Source organism: Advenella sp. S44, from assembly GCF_002810445.1.
GTDB lineage: Bacteria > Pseudomonadota > Gammaproteobacteria > Burkholderiales > Burkholderiaceae_B > Advenella.
The window spans coordinates 34,126-53,231 of record NZ_NEXS01000005.1 but is presented as its reverse complement, the minus strand read 5'-3'; the positions used below and the strand labels follow the sequence as shown (position 1 = coordinate 53,231).

Below are 19,106 nucleotides of genomic sequence, written 5' to 3'. Positions count from 1 at the left end.
GGGACCGCAATCGGATGGCCGATTTATTATCAACGCTCACGGCCGCGTGCAGTTTCGAAGAAGAAATAAAAAAGAGCCGCTTCATTGCCCATGCCGCGCCGGTAGCCACCGGCGCGCAGGCGCTGGCTTTCTTTGCCTCCGTGGGTGATTCCGGTGCAACTCATAATTGCTGGGCCTATAAGACAGCCGAGGGATACCGTTTCAATGATGACGGTGAGCCCGGCGGAACGGCTGGCCGGCCGATCTTACAGGCAATAGAAGGCAAAGGCTTGACGGATGTGGCTGTCCTGGTTATCCGGTATTTCGGCGGAACAAAGCTGGGCACCGGCGGCCTGGTAAGAGCTTATGGCGGCTGCGCGGCCAAATGCCTGGACGCGGCACCAAAGTCGGTCATCATTCCTTCTCAGACCGCCTATTGCACGTGTAATTATTCGGATATCGACAGAGTCCGGGTGCGCCTTACGCAAGCCGGCGCCGTTATCACAGATGAAAGTTTTGATGCAGAAGGCGTGATGTGGACATTGACGATTCCTGTCACTGAACTGGCTCTTGTGGAGCAGGTCTACACCGACCAGACAAAAGGAAAGGGCCAGTGGACGGTCTGACCCCATAATTCGCAGTTGGTCAGGAGGGCTAAAGGCCCGGGTTCGGTACTTTACCGGCCCGGGCCTTTCAATTAGACATTGTGAATGTTAAGCGTTTTGGCCTCAGGAGTTTTCTTCAGCGGCCTTGGCTTCTGCAGTGGCAATTTCCTGATGCACTTTTTCCATATCAACGGCCTCAACCTTTTCAAGCAATTCATCCAATTGGCCGGCACTGAGTGCACCGGCTTGTGAAAATAGCATTACGCGTTCGCGAAATACCATTAAAGTCGGAATGGAACGGATGCCCAGGGCACCTGCCAACTCCTGTTCTTCTTCAGTATTGACTTTGGCAAACTCAATACCGGGATGCGCTTCGGCTGCACTTTCAAAGGTGGGGGCAAATTGTTTGCACGGGCCGCACCAGGGCGCCCAGAAATCAATAATCAGTGTATTGTCTTCCTTGATAGCTTGCTGGAAGGTGTCTTTAGTCAGTTCGGTAATGGGCATCATTCTTTCTCCAGTTTAAGTTGCAGACCGTTTGTCATCCAATGAATATAGGGGCAGCAACCGTGAATTACTAGTTGAATATTTTTATTGCCCTCATTATGAATGCCTATGAGAGGCAAGTGTAATTCAATTGTTAACGATATAAACCTGAACGTAAGTGCGCCTGACCAACAGGCGCGCGTATGGATGCGCGCCTGTTGCGTCCACAACGGCAAAGGCGCCTGGTTATTACACCGGGCGCCTTTGCCGACAGCAGCGCAGTTGCGATTTTTTGTTTTACTCGAGCGCGAAACGCAAGACAAATAACAGAGCGATAATCAGTGTTGCAATATGAATCTCACGGAAACGCCCCGTGAACGTTTTGATGACTACATAACTGATAAATCCAAACGCAATACCCTCGGCGATAGAATAAGTAAAGGGCATGATAATTGCAGTCAGGGCAGCAGGAATAGCATTGGTAATGTCATTCCATTCCACTTCAACCAACTCGCGCACCATGAGGCCGGCGACATAGAGCAGGGCGGGCGCGGTCGCGTAGGAAGGCACGACGCTGGCCAGCGGCGCAAAGAACAAAGACAATAGAAACAGGATGCCGACCACCAGCGCGGTCATGCCCGTGCGTCCCCCAGCCTGGACACCGGCCGCGCTTTCGACAAACGCAGTTGTGCTACTGGTACCCAAAGCAGAGCCGGCCAGAATGGCAGTACTGTCTGCAAACAGCGCCCGACCCAGGCGATTGGGCTTGCCTTCCGGCAACAGGTTGGCCCGACGGGCCACACCGATCAGGGTACCGGTGGCGTCAAAGACCTCCACCAGCACGAAGACCAGAATAATGTGCAAAAAGCCCTGGTTCAATACACCGGCAATATCCAGTTGCATAAAAGTGGGCGCAATACTGGGAGGCGCCGACACAACGCTGGTAATGGGCGCGCTAAATCCAAACAGTGCAGACAACACAGTCACAACCAGAATGCCAATAAGAATCGCGCCCTTGACGCGCAAACTGTCCAGGCAGACGATGACAAAAAAGCCGAGTATGGCCAGCAACACCGTGGGGGATTTCAGATCGCCCTGGGCGACAAGTGTCGCTTCGTTGCCGACAACAATGCCTGCCGATTTAAGGGCAATCAAGGCCAGGAACAAACCGATACCCGCAACAATCGCCGAGCGCAACGATTTCGGAATCCCTTCGATGAGCCATTTACGAATGCCGGTGGCCGAAAGGATCAGAAAAATAACGCCGGAAACAAAAACGGCGCCTAGCGCCTGTTGCCACGTATAGCCCATTGATCCGACTACGCCGAAAGCAAAAAAGGCATTCAATCCCATGCCCGGTGCCATACCGATGGGCCAATTGGCCAGGAACGCCATGACAAGGCAGCCCAAGGCTGCGGCCAGGCAAGTTGCAACAAAAACAGCGCCTTTATCCATGCCCGTGGTGCCCAGAATATCGGGGTTCACGAATATAATATAAGACATCGTCAGGAAAGTCGTCAGACCGGCAAGAATTTCCGTACGGATATTCGTGCCATGTTCCCTGAGCTTGAACAGTGATTCCAGCATGAACAAAACTCCTAATAAACAGATACATGTGTACAATTGCAACTGTAGCGTATTCTTTACAGTTAATGACGCGCGCCGACTGCGCCATATCGGCAAATAATCCATATCGTCTTTAATCTGCAACATTTTTTTCCCGCAAGGTATTGGCATCACGGCCACGACAACCTGTGTCTTGTCGTCAGGCGCAACAAGGCATCGAGCCGGCCGTGGGACAGGTAATTTATGATCATTCTCGGCATTGAAAGCTCCTGTGACGAAACCGGTGTCGCACTGGTGAGCACGCAATCGGGCCTGCTGGCACATGCGCTGCATAGCCAGATTGCCATGCATCAGGCCTATGGCGGTGTCGTCCCCGAACTGGCCTCGCGCGATCATATTCGCCGTGTCTTGCCGCTAACCCGCGAAGTGTTGCGTCATGCAAAGCTGACGCTCGAAGATATTGATGCGGTGGCTTATACGGCGGGCCCTGGTCTGGCTGGGGCGCTGCTGGTAGGGGCATCAGTAGCCCGCGCCCTGGCTTGGAGCCTGAACATTCCCACCATACCCATCCATCATCTGGAAGGTCATTTGCTCTCGCCGATGCTGGCTGAGGCAGTTCCCGACTTTCCTTACGTCGCGCTGCTGGTTTCTGGCGGACATACCCAACTAATGCATGTGAAGGCCATTGGCCAATATGAGCTGCTGGGTGAGACGCTGGATGATGCGGCCGGCGAAGCCTTTGATAAATCTGCCAAACTGATGGGTCTGCCTTATCCGGGCGGCCCCGCTCTGGCTGCACTTGCCGACAAGGGGAACCCAAAGGCCTACGATTTGCCGCGTCCGATGATGCATAGCGGTGATCTGGATTTCAGCTTTTCGGGGTTGAAAACGGCGGTGTTAACCACGCTGCGCAAGCTTGAGCAGCAAGGGCCGCTCAATGACAAGCAACGGCAGGACCTGGCCGCTTCGGTGCAGAGTGCAATTGTCCAGGTACTGGGCTACAAGGCAATGAAGGCAGTCAAGGCAAGCGGGAGCAACCGCCTGGTCGTTGCCGGCGGGGTGGGCGCTAACCGGCAATTGCGCGAATACCTGACTGGCCAGATGCAAAAGCACAAGGGCGAAGTCTTTTTTCCGCCATTGGCGCTATGCACAGACAACGGCGCAATGATTGCCCATGCCGCGGCCGAACGGATCAAGGCAGGCCTGGTGGACAAAATGCACCGTCCCGATGATGCTGCTGTGCATCCGCGGTGGGATCTGGCCGATATCAGCGTTTGATTGGTCGAATCAGGATTTTTTCTTCTGGCCGATTTTTGACTCAGTCCCGGCCATCAGATTGGCAATGTTCTTCTTGTGTTTGATGAGCAGCACGACAGTCAGAAAACAAATGGCCAGAAACCATGGCAGGGAAAACGGCCACGCAAGCTGCCCGCCCAGAAAATAATAGAACGGCGCAAATACCGCAGCCACCAGAGCCGCCAGGGAAGAGTAGCGAAAGAAAACGGCAATAATTAGCCAGGTCGCAATGGTCGCCACCGCCAGCCAGGGCTGTAGGGCGAACAGCACGCCCACCGCCGTGGCCACGCCTTTGCCGCCCTTGAAGTTAAGAAAGCATGAATAGATGTGTCCAAGGAACACGGCAATGGCCACGAGTGCGATCGTGCTGTCTGTGAAGCCCGCTATGGGCGCCAGATAAATCGCAAGCGCCACGGCTAGCCAGCCTTTGAAGGCATCCCCCAGCAGGGTGAACAGAGCGGCCTTTCGATTTCCCGTGCGCAGCATATTGGTCGCGCCAGGGTTGCCCGAACCAAAGGTGCGCGGATCCTGCAAGCGGAACAGGCGGCTGGAGACCATGGCAAAAGAGACAGAACCTATCAGGTAGGCGGCGAGCAGGGCAACAATGGCCCAGAGCAAGTTATTCATTATCGTCGTAATCATTACCGGAACACACGATTATATACAGATCCCTTTCGTATTGCCGAACAGGATATCGTCTCCCGCGTATCGGTTGATCCATGTACAATACAGGGGGAATAATGTCTGGTTGCGATCTGAATGAAACGAATATTGGTGTCGAACGATGATGGTTACAATGCCGAGGGTGTGCAGGCCCTGGCCGAGGCGCTACGCGGGTTTGCCGAGGTCACGGTCGTTGCGCCTGAAGTCAATCACAGTGGTGCTTCCAATTCCCTCACATTGAATCGGCCGCTGTCTGTACGGCGAACGCCGTCGGGCGACTATTATCTGAATGGTACGCCTTCCGATTGCGTGCACGTCGCGCTCACCGGGTTGTTGGACCATCGGCCCGATCTGGTTGTATCGGGCATCAATAACGGCGCGAACCTGGGTGAAGATACGCTGTATTCAGGCACCGTAGCAGCGGCAACCGAAGGCTATCTGTTTGGCATCCCGTCCATTGCCTTTTCCCTGACTGAAAAGAACTGGCCGCAACTGGAAGCGGCCACCAAAATCGCCGCACAGATCGTGCGTCATCAACTTGCCAATCCGTTTCCGGCGCCTGTTTTGCTCAGTGTCAATATTCCGCCATTGCCGGAACACCATTGGAGCTCGCTGCGCGTGACGCGTCTTGGCAGGCGTCATCCTTCGCAACCGGTCATCAAGAGCAACAATCCGGCCGGCGAGCCCATTTACTGGATCGGCATGGTGGGCGAGGTCGCCGATTTCGCTGAAGATACCGATTTTGGCGCGACCAGTCAGGGCTTGATCGCTGTGACGCCGCTGCAACTGGATCTGACACATTACAAGCAGCTGAATCAGGCGCGCAGCTGGGTGGAGTTAAGTAATGCGTAAACCCCCATATGGCTCCAGCTCTGCGTTCGGAAATGTAAATGATGTTAACGAAAGCCGCTCACGTCTGTCTTTTCCGTCCAACAAAATTAAAATTACGCCGACCAATAGCAACACCCGAATCATTGTCGCCGGGAACCAGGCCCGGCCGGCGTCCCCGACATATAGCTCCGATACAGGCCGCAGCGGCCAGAACATCGGTTTGAATTCGGAGCGCCTGCGTGCAGTTATGGTTGAGCGCCTTCGGACGAAGGGAATTACCGATGAACGGGTGCTAGAGGCGATGCGTGCTGTTCCGCGCCATGAGTTTATTGACCCGGGCTTGATCAGCCGGGCGTATGATGACGCCGCACTGCCCATCGGCTCTTCCCAGACCATCTCGCAGCCCTGGGTCGTATCCCGGATGCTATCGGCGGTGGCCGAAGGCCGCCAGCTGCAGAAAATGCTGGAGATCGGCACCGGTTGCGGTTATCAAGCCGCCGTGATGGCGGGAATGTGCCGCGAAGTGTATACAATTGAACGTATTAAGCCGCTATACGAAATGGCCAGGGCTACGCTGCGTGAACTCAAGCTGATTTCCCGCGTGCGGCTGGTTTATGGTGATGGCATGCTTGGCATGCCATCGGTTGCGCCATTTGATGCCATCGTGATTGCGGCGGCCGGGTTGCAGATTCCGCCCGCATTGCTGCACCAGCTGGACATAGGCGCCCGCCTGATTGCGCCAGAGGGTTCCGATCAGCAGAAACTGGTACTGATCGAAAGAACCGGCGTAAACAGCTGGGATCGTAAGGAACTTGAACCTGTACGCTTTGTACCATTGCGTGCGGGCATACAATCGTGACAGGAGAAGATACCCGTTTTGCGTACACGTGACGCATCCATTGAACAGGTAGGTAAAACATATGCAGATTCACTCAATGAAAAGAAAATTCCCGGTTTTAGTTGGATCCCTGGTATTGGCCGCAACGCTGGCCGGTTGCGGAACCTCGTCTCGCGCGCCGGTCTCCGAACTTGGTTCCGCCAGCCGCGCGCCAGCGGGCCCCGGCGAGTATATTGTGAAGCGTGGTGATACGCTCTACAAGATTTCCCGCGCCAACAACGTCAGCGTTTCCCAGCTGATGTCCATGAACAATCTGTCCTCTCCGTCACTTGAGGTTGGACAACGGTTGCGCGTGTCGTCAACGGCGTCGGCCAGTCCGACTGCCACCGATTCGTCAGTTGCAGGCAGCGCCACACCGTCTGCCGCAGGCAGTGGCTCAGCGGCCACTCCCGCGCCAGCCAGCGACGCCACATCGGTCTCCTGGGGCTGGCCGGTCGGCTCGTCAAAAATCCTGACGGCGTTTTCGTCCAGCACCCGGGGTATTGATATCGAAGGAAAACTTGGCGATCCGGTGTCGGCTGCGGCGGCCGGTACCGTGTCTTACGTTGGCAATGGCTTGCGTGGACTGGGTAACCTGATTCTGATTTCGCACAGCAATGGATTTATCTCGGCCTATGCGCATAACAGCAAGCTGCTGGTCAAGAATGGGCAAAAAGTGACCAAAGGTCAGAAAATCGCTGAGGTCGGGCAATCGGATACCTCTTCGCCCCGCCTGCACTTTGAAATTCGCCGTCGCGGACAACCGGTCAATCCGCTGTCTTACCTGCCGCGTCGCTAACTCACAGCCTCGTCTGACAACATAACGCGCCATGATTCCAACGCTTGTTTTCGATCTTGAAACCATTCCTGACGCCAGTGGTCTGCGCGCGTTAAATGACTGGGATGATGTCCTGTCTGACGACGAAGTGATTGAGCGGGCCAGGGCGCTTCGCATTGAACAGACAGGCAATGATTTTTTTCCCTTGCATCTGCAAAAAATTGCCGTCATCGGCTGCGTCTTCCGGGACGACAATGGGTTTCGTGTGCGCACGCTTGGCGAGCCGGGCGACGACGAATCGGTGCTTATTTCTGGTTTTTTCAAGACGATCGAGCGATACACGCCCAGGCTGGTCAGCTGGAATGGCTCGGGGTTCGATCTTCCCGTCCTGCATTATCGTTGCCTGATTCACGGTTTGTCTGCACCGCGTTACTGGGATATGGGAGAAGATGACCGTGAATTCAAATATAACAACTACATTAGCCGCTATCACACTCGTCATATCGACTTGATGGATCTGCTCGCCAAATTCAATGGACGCGCCAATGCACCGCTGGATCAGCTGGCTAAACTCTGCGGCTTCCCCGGAAAACTGGGCATGGATGGCAGTCAGGTCTGGGATGCTTGGCGCGACGGCAAAGCTGACGAGGTGCGTGCATATTGCGAAACCGACGTGGTCAATACATGGCTGGTTTACTGTCGTTTCCGCCTGATGAAAGGCGAGCTGGATAAAACCGCCTATGACCAGGAAGTGGCCCTGGTGCACAGCAGCCTCACCGCCCTCGAAAAGCCCCAGTGGCAGGAATACCTTGCCGCCTGGGATTACCGCTAGCACCGTGCCGGTGGGCGGCGTCATTAACGTTTGGCGTGCCATATCAGCTGCCTGACGTTCTGCGCAAGGAAATGTACTGAAAGACTTTAACCGCCAATGAAACACACTTGTAATTGCTTTTCAGCCAGAATGGAAACATCACCAACAGGCTAGTGAAGACAGACTAAACAAGGAGTAATAATATGGCTGTTCAATTTTCAGGTTCTTTCCTCGCAAAATCGCTTTTTGCCGGGGCGCTGTCTGCAGCGGTGGCCTCGACTGCCTTCGCGCAAACGTTAAAGCCCGATACCGAATCTACGCCGATCAGTCCTTCGGTCCAGTTTGAAAATGGATCAAACGGGACAATGGAACACCATCGCATTGAGGCAAAGCCGCAGCACCGTGTCAAAAAGCACCATAAAGCCGAGGGTCAGAAACACGGCCGTCATCACCGGGGTATGCGCAATGCGGCAATTGTTATTCCCGGCCTCGGTGGAGGCAGTCAGAAACTGGTGGATGACCTCAAGCTGACCGAGGAGCAACAAACCAAACTCAAGGCGATCAAAGACGAACGCAAGGAGGCACACAAGCCGAATCGTGAAGCATTCCGCGAGTATCAGCAAGAGCGCAGCAAGCAGCTGGAATCTGGCAATATTGATCCCAAAGCGCTGCTTGAAGCACAGAAAGAGATGCACGCCGATTTTGCGAAAAAGCGGACCGATGATCAGGCCAAGTGGCTTGGCCTATGGGACACTTTCAGTGCTGATCAGAAAGCCACTGTCGTAAAATACTTTAAGGAACGTTCAGACAAGTGGAAAGAACGTCGCAATAAATCCGGACAAGAGCGTGCAAAAATGAAAGACGCCAAGCAAACACAAGCGGCCGATAGCACCGATAGCGAAGCTGCCGCTGACAGCACGGCAACAGAAGCAGAAGCACCAAAACAGTAAACGTGGCATTTGCCCTGGTCGTCTTTCGGGAAGTGAGGCGAAGCAGGGCAGCATTACGTCACTGTTGGAAGTCCGTCGGCAATGGCTGACGGGCTTTTTTTTGCCTTTGGCCGATGCAGGCAGCGCCTGCGCGCCATCTCTTGGCGGATGAATAAACATTCGATCTACGTGCCCCGGTATACGCAGCCGGCCCGCATCCACTTTAAATCAGACTGACCTGCCTGGGCTCCGGACGAACGATTAGCGTGAACGATGCAGCCCTTTTATCGACAAAACAATGCCCATTGTGTATAGAGATTACCGGGACATCAAATGCGGGGGCCGTTACATGAGGGAATGGCGTTGGCTATTGCCAGAGCGATTGAGTCAGAGCATACGATTAAAGTAGCGCATACTGTGCGATCCGATCCGATCCGATCCGATCCGATCCGATCCGCCGCGTTTCACAATGTCTGGCGATCGCTTTTACGGATTTTAATGACAATTGTTTTGCATTGTCGCCTTTTCCTGCCAACTGGGCCGGCATGCTCATTAAAATAACGCCTTCAGAATAGAGAGGTCAGCCATGCAGGAAACATTTACCATCGAATCCCTTGATCTGGAGGCGCGCGGTGTTGCCCGGCGGGACGGCAAGGCGATTTTTGTCCACGGCGCGCTGCCTTCTGAAAAGGTGACCGCTGATATTATTCGCCGCAAGCCTTCCTATGAGATTGCGCAAGTGACCTCCATTCAAAAGGAATCGACTCAGCGTGTCACGCCGCGTTGTCCAAGTTTCGGTATCTGTGGGGGGTGCATTATGCAACATGTGGATGCTGCTGCCCAGGTTGCAATCAAGCAGCGTGCACTGGAGGACTGTTTCCGGCATATCGGCAAAATGGCGGTGCCCCAGGTGTTGCCTCCCTTGCAGGGTCCTTCCTGGGGTTACCGCTATCGCGCGCGCCTGTCGGTTCGCAAGGTCATAAAAAAAGGCAAGGTACTGGTCGGGTTTCATGAACGAAAAAGCCGCTATGTCACAGACATGACCGAATGCCATGTCTTGCCGCCGTATGTTTCCGACATGCTTGTGCCACTGCGTGAACTGATTGGCAACCTGAGCATTGACGAGAAAATTCCGCAGATTGAGGTTGCTGTAGGAGAGGCCACCACTGCGTTGCTGCTGCGACATCTGGAGCCGCTATCGGCGAGCGACATTGAACAACTGGACGCCTTTTCGGTTCGCCACAACGTGGTGTGGTGGCTGCAATCAAAAGGTCCGGACACGGTCAAGCCGCTGCATGCTGAGCAGGCCGATTCGCTCTATTACCGGTTACCGCAGTTCGGTCTGAAAATGCCGTACAAACCGACCGATTTTACCCAGGTCAATTACTTTATCAACCGTTCCCTGATTGCCAAGGTGATCAATCTGCTGCAAGTGCAACCCACGGACCGGGTGGCCGATTTGTTCTGCGGGCTCGGCAATTTCACTTTGCCACTGGCTACCGTAGCACGCGAAGTGGTTGGCGTCGAAGGCAGCAGCACACTGACCGACAGAGCGCTGGAAGCGGCAACGCTAAATGGCCTGCAAGATAAAACCCGTTTTGCCACGTTGAACTTGTTTGAAGTGGATGCGGGCTGGTTGCGTACGCTGGGGCAGGTGGATCGCATGCTTATTGACCCGCCAAGAGATGGCGCGCAGGCAGTGGCACAGGCGCTGGCCCAGCTGGAGGTCCATGAGCGCCCGGCCCGGATTGTTTATGTATCCTGTAATCCGGCCACTCTGGCCCGCGATGCAGACATTCTGGTGCACGAAGGTGGTTACAAACTGCTGGCTGCGGGTGCGATCAATATGTTTCCGCATACGGGGCATGTGGAATCGATTGCAGTTTTCGAAGCGGGAACCGGCCAGCCTGCGGTCGAGCCCGCACAGACAACGGCGTAGATATAGCGGATTTTGTTCAGTGCACGCCATTTTTTCGCCCTGTCCAAATCACGTTAAGCACGGACAGTAGCCAGTAAAAGCCAGTAACCGATAAAAGCCAATTAACAGCAAAGGGAATATCGGCAGCAACCGCGATGCTGGACGGCCAGGGCGGCGCTATGCCATCGAGGACGCGGTGTGATAAAAACGGCGCCTGGTCGTGGATACCCAAGCGCCGCTAATACCAAATTAATACAGCGTTGATCAGGCCAGCTCGGCCAGGACGCGTTCGGCTTCTTCCTTCACGCGCGAAGGGGCAGTGCCGCCAATATGGGCGCGTGCAGAAACTGAACCATCCAGCGTGAGTACGTTGAACACGTCGCTATCAATCGACGCATTGAATTTGCGCATCTCTTCCAGTGTCAGGTCAGCCAGATCGCATTGCTGCTCTTCGCAATGCCGCACGGCCAATGCCACGGTTTCGTGAGCGTCGCGAAAGGGCAGGCCCTTCTTGACCAAATAATCAGCCAGGTCGGTGGCGGTCGAAAATCCCATTAGGGCGGCATCGCGCATGGCCTGCTTGCGTACCCGGATGCCACCGACCATATCAGCAAATATTGTCAGTGTATCGCGCAGGGTATCTGCCGAATCGAACAGGCCTTCCTTGTCTTCTTGATTGTCCTTGTTATACGCCAGTGGCTGACCTTTCATCAGGGTAAGCAGCGCGATCAGGTTACCGTTGACCCTGCCGGTTTTGCCGCGAGCCAGTTCCGGCACATCGGGATTTTTCTTTTGCGGCATGATGGAACTGCCCGTGCAAAAGCGATCAGCCAGATCGATAAAACCAATACGCGGGCTCATCCACAAAATGAGCTCTTCCGACAGTCGGGAAATATGGGTCATCACAAGGGCAACTGCCGCACAAAACTCGATGGCAAAGTCACGGTCCGACACCGCGTCCAGAGAATTGCGGCAAACGCCGTCAAATTCCAGCAGTGTTGCAACCTGTTCGCGGTCAATAGGGTACGAGGTGCCCGCCAGCGCTGCCGCGCCGAGTGGAAGCCGGTTACAGCGCTTGCGACAATCAATCAGTCGCTCGGCATCGCGAGCAAACATCTCGGCATAGGCCAGCAAATGGTGCCCGAAAGTCACCGGTTGCGCGACCTGCAAATGCGTAAAGCCCGGCATAATCGTATCATGATGCTCCAGCGCGACCTGGGCCAGTGCGCGACGCAGGGCCGTTATCAGTTCAAGGGACAGGTCAATTTCCGAACGCAGCCACAGGCGAATGTCGGTTGCCACCTGATCATTACGCGAGCGTCCGGTGTGCAGGCGTTTGCCGGCATCGCCAATGAGTTCGACCAGGCGCTTTTCGATATTAAGGTGTACATCTTCCAGATCCAGCAGCCAGGTGAACGTGCCGGCATCAATTTCCTGCAATATCTGCTGCATACCGCTTTCAATGGCGGCCAGATCGTCACGGCTGATGACGCCGGTTGTGGCCAGCATCGTGGCATGAGCCAGCGAACCCTGAATGTCAAAACGAGCCAGGCGCTTGTCGAAATCGACCGAGGCAGTATAGCGCTTGACCAGTTCGGATACGGGTTCAGAGAAACGGGCCGACCAGGCCTGGGCTTTTTTGTCGAATTGATTGGTTGGGTTGGGGCTATCTGTCATAGTGTGTGTTGATCTGTCCAATGTCGGTATTTTGCGATAATCAGCGGTATTTTAGACGCTGATTTCAGATGCTTGTGTGATAATCGATGGTTTGCAAAAGAAACAGAGCAGGATAATGGAACCAGCGGTGAGTGTCGCGTTTGCACAAATCAACCAAAAAGTCGGTGATCTGGCGGGCAACGCCGCCCGAATCCTTCAGGCAGCGGCATTGGCGCACAAGCAGGGCCATGACATCCTGCTGTTGCCTGAGCTGGCGCTTACCGGCTACGCACCTGAAGATCTTCTGCTGCGCTGTCAGTTCCTTGCCGACCAGCAGGCTGCGCTGCAGTCCCTGCAACAGGCGCTCTCGCCATTGACAAACCTGCATGTGGTGCTCGGCCATGTTGTCAATACCGACAAGGGTACATACAACGCGGCCAGTGTATTGCTCAACGGCGACAAGCTGGGTACCTACCTGAAACAGGAGTTGCCCAACTATTCGGTTTTTGATGAAAAGCGGTATTTCATCGCGGGCCGCAAGCCGCTGGTATTTACCGTCAGGCAGCATACTTTTGGCGTGGCCATTTGTGAGGATATCTGGTTTGCAGGCGCCGCCGCTGCAGCAAGAGAGGCCGGAGCACAAACCCTGCTGGTGCTGAATGCCTCGCCCTATGTGGTGCGCAAGCACGATATCCGCCTTGGCGTCGTGCGCCGAAACGTGTGCGATGCGGGCATGGCTGCCATTTACTGTAACCTGGTGGGCGGGCAGGATGAGCTGATCTTTGATGGTCACTCATTCGCAATGGACAGGCGGGGTGCCGTCGTTGCCCAGCTAAATGGTTTCTGCGAATCGATGGGACGCGTACAAGTGTCCTCATCCGGCCAGCTCCAGGCACAGGCGCCACTCCCGCTGGCAGAGGAGACGTCGGCAACACTGCAGTCGCAGGACACTGAACCCGCCGAAGCAGAAATCTGGCGCGCGCTGGTCATGGGCACGCGCGATTATCTGCGTAAAAATTTCTTTAAGAAAGCAGTGATCGGACTGTCTGGCGGCATTGACTCGGCTGTCGTACTGGCCATTGCGATTGACGCGATCGGCGCGGAAAACCTGCATGCCGTTATGATGCCGTCACGCTTTACCGCTGATATCTCAATCAACGATGCGCAGCTAATGGCCCGGCAAGTCGGTGTACATTATGATGAAATTGCTATTGCGCCAATGTTCGACAGCTATCTTGACGCGCTGGCTCCTGTCTTTGGCGACTTGCCCCAGGATACGACCGAAGAGAATCTGCAGGCCCGTATCCGCGGCGCGCTGCTGATGGCTTTATCCAACAAATTCAACGCAATCGTGTTAACCACCGGCAACAAGTCTGAACTGGCAACAGGCTATTGCACGCTGTACGGTGATATGGTCGGCGGCTACGCGCCTTTGAAAGACATTCCCAAAACATTGGTCTACCAACTGGCCAACTGGCGCAATAGCCAGTCGGCCATGATTCCCGAACGCATCATTACGCGCCCACCGTCTGCGGAGCTGCGCGAAGACCAGACAGATCAGGACAGTTTGCCTCCGTATGAAGTACTGGATGCCATTCTTGAGCATCTGATGGAGCACAATGATTCAGTAGAGGCCATCGTTGGCACCGGCCTGGCTCGCGACGACGTCGAAAAGGTTGCACGCCTGCTACGGATAAATGAATATAAGCGGCGCCAGGGATCGCCGGGGCCGAAAATAACCACTCGCGCCTTTGGCCGGGATTGGAGATTCCCGATAACGAACGGCTATCGATTCTAGGCTGCAATATTCAAAAATATGCTATTCTTTTCCAGTAAAAAAGCGGCAGGAAACGCCGTAAAGGTAAAGGAAACTACGTGAAATTAATTACAGCCATCATTAAGCCCTTCAAGCTGGACGAAGTTCGTGAGTCTTTGGCAGATATCGGTGTAAGCGGTCTGACCGTTGCGGAAGTCAAGGGGTTTGGCCGTCAGAAAGGGCACACAGAGCTTTACCGTGGTGCCGAATACGTGGTGGATTTTCTTCCCAAAGTTCGGGTCGAAGTCGTCATTGCCGACAGCCTGGTTGAATCAGCCATTGAAGCCATTATCAAGGCAGCGCGTACCGGTAAAATCGGCGACGGAAAAATCTTTGTCACGCCGGTCGAGCGTGCGATTCGTATTCGCACCGGTGAGCAGGACGACAACGCACTGTAATCGCGACTTCATCCAATCGCTGTTTCTATTACATCTGTGATCTGTGAAAGAACGGGTGAAATACCACTGTCACGGTTTTGGTCGAATCTGCGGCCGGCGCAAGCCGCAGCCGGCTGTTCAAACCTTAGGCTGCGACAGCAGTGGCGCTAGACCTTCGAACCCCTGAGCAGCATTATTTAGGCATCGAATGCCGGAGCAACTATGTTATGCCTTCGGATGCCTGAGCAGCTGTGACCAGAAGGCTGGTAGAAAACACTCGGTCACTTGCAAGGGCTGGCCATTTTTCCAGAAAACCGAACGGCGAGTGGGCAATGTTGCTTGCCAGGGCGGGGGCAGTTGCCCGGCGCGGGCAACCGCTTTAAATATCGGCATTGGTGATTTTGCTATGCATGACTCGAACACTGATCGTACAATAGCCGGGTCGTGATACAGAATATCCGCCAACGGCCGGGTGCGAAGCTGGCGCATTGCCTGCCACACCGACCGGGAGGCGTCCAGGGGCGTAATGCTGCGGGCAACGACCGCTGGCGTGCCGTCAATAGACATGAAAATTTCCCGGACCCAGACTACCGTATTGGCTTGCTTTCTGATGGTCAGCGCTTCGTCTGTGCTGACGACTTCAGCGAACTCACCAACTACCTGGATGCGGACCTGCCCCTGGCGACGCAAACCCTGAGTCAGCGGGCCAGGACGGGAAAGCCAGTATTTTTGGACAGCATCAAGTTTCGGTGGAGGTCGGCTCAGCCAGCCGGGGCTTATTGGGTCATGCTTCATGGGTCGCGGGATATCAAAGCCTGCAAGCAAAACGTGATCTTAAATAATCACGTTTGAATTGAAACGTCCGGTGCTTCCGGACAAAGAAACACACTATAGCAAATTTGCATACGCAAACGGAATCAAATGGAAAAGACAAGAATATCAAAACTGCTTGCCGAGCGAGGGCTATGCTCACGACGTGAAGCCGACGCCTACATTGAGCGCGGCTGGGTCCGCGTGGACGGGCGGGTTGCTACCCTGGGAGAGAAAGCGTTCCCCAATCAGGCGATCACACTGGACAAATCTGCGCAGGCAAGACAGACGGCCCGCGTGACGATTATCTTGAATAAGCCGGTCGGATATGTATCAGGCCAGGCCGAAGACGGTTACCGTCCGGCAGCGACGCTGATTACGCCCGATCGTCAATATGATCGCGACAAGCATGCGTTCAATGCGTCGCATTTGCGCGGTCTGGCGCCGGCCGGCAGGCTGGATATCGACTCCCAGGGGCTGCTGGTCTTGACCCAGGACGGTCGCATTGCCCGGCAACTGATCGGAGAAGACTCCGAAGTGGAAAAGGAATATCTGGTTCGCGTTGAAGGCAGAATCAGCGGTAATGGGCTGCAACTGCTTAACCACGGGCTGTCGTTGGATGGAGATGTGCTGCGTCCCGCCCAGGTAAGCTGGCAGAACGACGATCAGCTCAAATTTATTTTGCAGGAAGGCAAGAAACGGCAGATTCGCCGCATGTGCCAGATGGTGGGGTTGACTGTGATTGGTCTCAAACGGGTCAGAATGGGGAACGTGGCGCTGGCGGATCTGCCGCCCGGCAAGTGGCGTTATCTCAAAAGCCATGAGCGCTTTTTGTGAGTGGTGAGAAAACTGCCCATGAGAATTTGCAACAATATCTTATAATGGCGCCATAACTCTCTCACCTGATATCAAGGAAACAGATCATGCAGATCAGAAAAGGGGTATATTTTGCCGCGCTCGCTGCCACGCTAACCCTGGCAGGTTGCGACACCATGGATCATTTGGTCAAGAAGCGCCCAAGCGGCGGCACGCCAATCAGCGATGTGCCAACGACGCCACCGCCTTCGTCCGCACAGGGCAATACTGACGCGGCGTCCAAACCGCCTACGCCATCCAGTTCCGTGGCTTCGTCTTCGCTTATTATGTATGTGGCATCACGTACGCCGGTTCAGGGCTACACGGCCGTGCGCCAAAATGATGTCCTTGTCTATGTAGATCCCACCCAGACTTTGACTCGCAATGATTTGCAAAATGCCGTGGCCACCCGCAACAGCGAAGGCAAAGCCTTTGTAAAACTGGAATTTTCTACAACCGGCAAGCAGCGTCTGGCCAGCCTGACCAGCAGCAATATTGGAAAGAGCTTTGCCGTCACGCAGAAAAATCGCCTGATCTCAATCATCAATATCGGCAAGCCTATTACCTCGGGTGTCCTTTATGTACCCATGTCCAGCGAACAGGCAGCCACCAGCTTTGAAGACCAGATCCTGGACGGCGAATAGGTTATCCAGAATAGGGTTTCCAATAAGCATTCCTGCTCGCAAGGCCATCACAATGCCGTGCGCTGCAGATAAGAAAAAGCCGGAATAACTCCGGCCTTTTTGATTTTCTTGCGCTCGTTGCGGGCCGGCACTGACGCCGGTATCCGATCAGGCAAATGACAAAGAAAGCGAGGCAACCACCGGTGCATGATCTGAAGGCTGTTCATTGCCGCGTGGCGCCTTGTCAATAATGCAGCCCGTACAATGTTGCGCCAGCGAGGGCGTCAATAGTATATGGTCAATGCGAAGGCCTGCGTTGCGACGAAAACCCATCATCCGATAGTCCCACCAACTGAAAAGCTTCTCTTCCTGATCAAACAGACGGAAAGAATCGGTCAGGCCAAGACCACTGAGCGCCTGCAAGGCGGCCCGTTCTTTTGGCGAAATCAGAATGTCTCCAGAGTATTTGGCGTGTACATCCCGGTCTTCGGGCGCAATGTTGTAGTCACCACAGATGGCCAGGTTTGGATACAACTTCATCTGCGCTTCAACAAACTGGTTAAGCGCTGCGTACCATTCCAGTTTGTAATTGTATTTCTCGCTGTCCACCGCGCTGCCATTGGGACAATAGGCGCAAATGACACGCAACGGGCCCGCGCTTGTATGGCAGGTGGCAGTAATCAGACGCTGCTGAGTATCGGGGTAAAGCGGATTGTTGACAATGACATCTTCCAGCGAAGAACGCGAGAGAATGGCAACACCATTATACGTTTTCTGACCGGTCCAGACGGCATCGTAGCCCAGCTCCTGGAAGGCATCCCTCGGGAACTTCTCATTGATCTGCTTGAGTTCCTGGATACATAATATATCAATACTGTGCTGATCCAGCCAGGCCAGCACCTGGGGCAGACGTACGGTGAGCGAATTGACATTCCAAGTAGCAATTTTCATAGCGATCCTGATTTTCCGTTGAACACAAACAGCGGGCGTCCATTGTAAGCCGGATGCGTTATGATTCGCTTCTCTTCATTCAAAAAAAGGAATTATCATGCCAGACGTTTTCGTGGTATCCGGTATTCGCACTGCCATTGGCGGTTTTGGTGGAAGTCTGAAAAATGTCAGTCCCGGTGAACTTGGCACGACGGTCATCCGCGCTGCCATGGAACGGGCTGCCGTCACGGGTGAAGAGATCGATCACGTGGCCCTCGGGCATGTTCTCAATACAGAACCCCGCGATATGTATTTGTCGCGTTACGCTGCTGTTACTGCCGGCGTGGCCCAGGGTACGCCTGCGCTCAATGTCAATCGTCTTTGTGGCTCTGGCCTGCAGGCGATTGTCTCGGCTGCTCAGACGCTGCTGCTAGGAGATGCCCGCATCGCGATTGCCGGTGGTGTCGAAAATATGAGCAAAGCGCCTTATATTGCGCCGGCACACCGGTTTGGGGCAAGAATGGGTGACAGCGTCATGCAGGACATGCTGACCGGCGCTTTGTCGGACCCCTTCGAAAAAATGCATATGGGTGTCACAGCTGAGAACGTGGCTAAGGAATATGGCGTTTCCCGCCAGCAACAGGACGAATTGGCCCTGGCTTCGCACCAGCGCGCAGCCAACGCAATTGATAAAGGTTACTTCAAGGAGCAAATCGTACCGGTGGTAATGAAATCGCGTAAGGGCGAGGTTGTTTTTGACACGGATGAACACGTGCGCCGCGATGTTACGCTGGAAAATCTGTTGACTCTCAAGCCGGTCTTTGTGAAAGAAGAGGGCACGGTAACGGCAGGCAATGCCTCGGGTATTAACGATGGCGCAGCCGCGCTTGTGCTCATGAATGGCGAGATGGTTAAGTCCCATGGCGCAAAACCGCTGGCACGCCTTGTATCCTACGGCCATGCCGGCGTTGACCCGCGCCTGATGGGCATCGGTCCGGTACCCGCAACCCGCAATGCCCTGGCCAGGGCAGGGCTGAGCATTGAAGATATGGACGTTATCGAGGCCAACGAAGCCTTCGCCGCTCAGGCTTGCGCGGTTTCGCAGCAACTGGGATTGGATCCGGCCAAAGTCAACCCCAACGGCAGCGGTATCGGACTGGGTCATCCGGTGGGCGCGACCGGCGCCATTATTACGGTCAAGGCTTTGCATGAACTGCAACGCATTGGCGGACGCTATGCACTAGTGACAATGTGCATTGGAGGCGGACAGGGCATTGCCGCCATTTTCGAGCGGGTTTGA

General features: G+C 54.7%; 19 protein-coding genes. 13 read left to right on the top strand and 6 right to left on the bottom strand.

Annotation, left to right across the window (positions count from 1 at the left end; all coding sequences use genetic code 11):
- Positions 1–14 precede the first annotated feature (14 nt).
- A complete protein-coding gene (locus CAP48_RS11860) occupies positions 15–605 on the top strand; it encodes a YigZ family protein (RefSeq protein WP_100696967.1) in 591 nt (196 codons plus the stop codon).
- Positions 606–707: 102 nt separating this feature from the next.
- Here CAP48_RS11860 and trxA read toward each other — a convergent pair whose 3' ends face one another.
- Together trxA and CAP48_RS11850 are read right to left on the bottom strand one after the other, a co-directional pair.
- Entirely contained in the window at positions 708–1,091 is a 384-nt protein-coding gene (trxA, locus tag CAP48_RS11855; RefSeq protein WP_100697176.1) for a thioredoxin, read from the bottom strand.
- A 276-nt stretch (positions 1,092–1,367) separates the two neighbouring features.
- Positions 1,368–2,657 (bottom strand): NCS2 family permease, encoded by a 1,290-nt coding sequence (locus CAP48_RS11850; protein ID WP_100696965.1) that lies wholly within the window; start codon positions 2,655–2,657, stop codon positions 1,368–1,370.
- A 222-nt stretch (positions 2,658–2,879) separates the two neighbouring features.
- Between CAP48_RS11850 and tsaD the strand changes: the two genes are divergently transcribed.
- Positions 2,880–3,914 carry a tRNA (adenosine(37)-N6)-threonylcarbamoyltransferase complex transferase subunit TsaD gene (gene tsaD, locus CAP48_RS11845; RefSeq protein ID WP_100696963.1) on the top strand — a complete coding sequence of 345 codons (1,035 nt, stop codon included), beginning with the start codon at positions 2,880–2,882 and terminating at the stop codon, positions 3,912–3,914.
- Positions 3,915–3,923: 9 nt separating this feature from the next.
- On the opposite strand, the gene plsY is transcribed toward tsaD, so the two are convergent.
- Positions 3,924–4,559 carry a glycerol-3-phosphate 1-O-acyltransferase PlsY gene (gene plsY, locus CAP48_RS11840; RefSeq protein ID WP_100696961.1) on the bottom strand — a complete coding sequence of 212 codons (636 nt, stop codon included), beginning with the start codon at positions 4,557–4,559 and terminating at the stop codon, positions 3,924–3,926.
- 132 nt (positions 4,560–4,691) lie between these two features.
- On the opposite strand from plsY, the gene surE reads away from it, so the two are divergent.
- The 6 genes from surE to rlmD all read left to right on the top strand — a co-directional run bounded on the left by surE (position 4,692) and on the right by rlmD (position 10,760).
- Positions 4,692–5,447, top strand: a complete 756-nt coding sequence (gene surE / locus CAP48_RS11835) for a 5'/3'-nucleotidase SurE (protein ID WP_100696959.1) — start codon at positions 4,692–4,694, stop codon at positions 5,445–5,447.
- Entirely contained in the window at positions 5,440–6,285 is an 846-nt protein-coding gene (locus CAP48_RS11830) for a protein-L-isoaspartate(D-aspartate) O-methyltransferase (RefSeq protein WP_100696957.1), read from the top strand. Before surE ends, CAP48_RS11830 begins: the two co-directional genes overlap by 8 nt.
- A 76-nt stretch (positions 6,286–6,361) precedes the next feature.
- Positions 6,362–7,102 carry a peptidoglycan DD-metalloendopeptidase family protein gene (locus CAP48_RS11825; RefSeq protein ID WP_100696956.1) on the top strand — a complete coding sequence of 247 codons (741 nt, stop codon included), beginning with the start codon at positions 6,362–6,364 and terminating at the stop codon, positions 7,100–7,102.
- A 31-nt stretch (positions 7,103–7,133) separates the two neighbouring features.
- A complete protein-coding gene (locus tag CAP48_RS11820; protein WP_100696955.1) occupies positions 7,134–7,913 on the top strand; it encodes a 3'-5' exonuclease in 780 nt (259 codons plus the stop codon).
- Between the two features lie 182 nt (positions 7,914–8,095).
- A complete protein-coding gene (locus tag CAP48_RS11815) occupies positions 8,096–8,842 on the top strand; it encodes a Spy/CpxP family protein refolding chaperone (RefSeq protein ID WP_100696954.1) in 747 nt (248 codons plus the stop codon).
- Positions 8,843–9,407: 565 nt separating this feature from the next.
- Positions 9,408–10,760 carry a 23S rRNA (uracil(1939)-C(5))-methyltransferase RlmD gene (gene rlmD, locus CAP48_RS11810; protein ID WP_100696953.1) on the top strand — a complete coding sequence of 451 codons (1,353 nt, stop codon included), beginning with the start codon at positions 9,408–9,410 and terminating at the stop codon, positions 10,758–10,760.
- Positions 10,761–11,003: 243 nt separating this feature from the next.
- On the opposite strand, the gene argH is transcribed toward rlmD, so the two are convergent.
- Positions 11,004–12,416: an argininosuccinate lyase gene (argH, locus tag CAP48_RS11805; protein ID WP_100696952.1), complete on the bottom strand. Its 1,413-nt coding sequence runs from the start codon at positions 12,414–12,416 to the stop codon at positions 11,004–11,006.
- 115 nt (positions 12,417–12,531) lie between these two features.
- On the opposite strand from argH, the gene CAP48_RS11800 reads away from it, so the two are divergent.
- Together CAP48_RS11800 and CAP48_RS11795 are read left to right on the top strand one after the other, a co-directional pair.
- Positions 12,532–14,193: an NAD+ synthase gene (locus CAP48_RS11800; RefSeq protein ID WP_100696951.1), complete on the top strand. Its 1,662-nt coding sequence runs from the start codon at positions 12,532–12,534 to the stop codon at positions 14,191–14,193.
- A gap of 77 nt (positions 14,194–14,270) precedes the next feature.
- Positions 14,271–14,609, top strand: a complete 339-nt coding sequence (locus CAP48_RS11795; protein WP_100696950.1) for a P-II family nitrogen regulator — start codon at positions 14,271–14,273, stop codon at positions 14,607–14,609.
- Between the two features lie 204 nt (positions 14,610–14,813).
- On the opposite strand, the gene CAP48_RS11790 is transcribed toward CAP48_RS11795, so the two are convergent.
- Entirely contained in the window at positions 14,814–15,383 is a 570-nt protein-coding gene (locus tag CAP48_RS11790; protein WP_100696949.1) for a chorismate lyase, read from the bottom strand.
- Between the two features lie 126 nt (positions 15,384–15,509).
- Between CAP48_RS11790 and CAP48_RS11785 the strand changes: the two genes are divergently transcribed.
- Complete coding sequence (locus CAP48_RS11785) at positions 15,510–16,235, top strand: pseudouridine synthase (RefSeq protein ID WP_100696948.1); 726 nt, start codon at positions 15,510–15,512, stop codon at positions 16,233–16,235.
- 86 nt (positions 16,236–16,321) lie between these two features.
- Positions 16,322–16,897 (top strand): hypothetical protein, encoded by a 576-nt coding sequence (locus CAP48_RS11780; protein ID WP_100696946.1) that lies wholly within the window; start codon positions 16,322–16,324, stop codon positions 16,895–16,897.
- A 147-nt stretch (positions 16,898–17,044) separates the two neighbouring features.
- On the opposite strand, the gene xth is transcribed toward CAP48_RS11780, so the two are convergent.
- Complete coding sequence (gene xth, locus CAP48_RS11775; RefSeq protein ID WP_100696944.1) at positions 17,045–17,827, bottom strand: exodeoxyribonuclease III; 783 nt, start codon at positions 17,825–17,827, stop codon at positions 17,045–17,047.
- Between the two features lie 97 nt (positions 17,828–17,924).
- Here xth and CAP48_RS11770 point away from each other — a divergent pair, with 97 nt between their 5' ends.
- Entirely contained in the window at positions 17,925–19,106 is a 1,182-nt protein-coding gene (locus tag CAP48_RS11770) for an acetyl-CoA C-acyltransferase family protein (RefSeq protein ID WP_100696942.1), read from the top strand.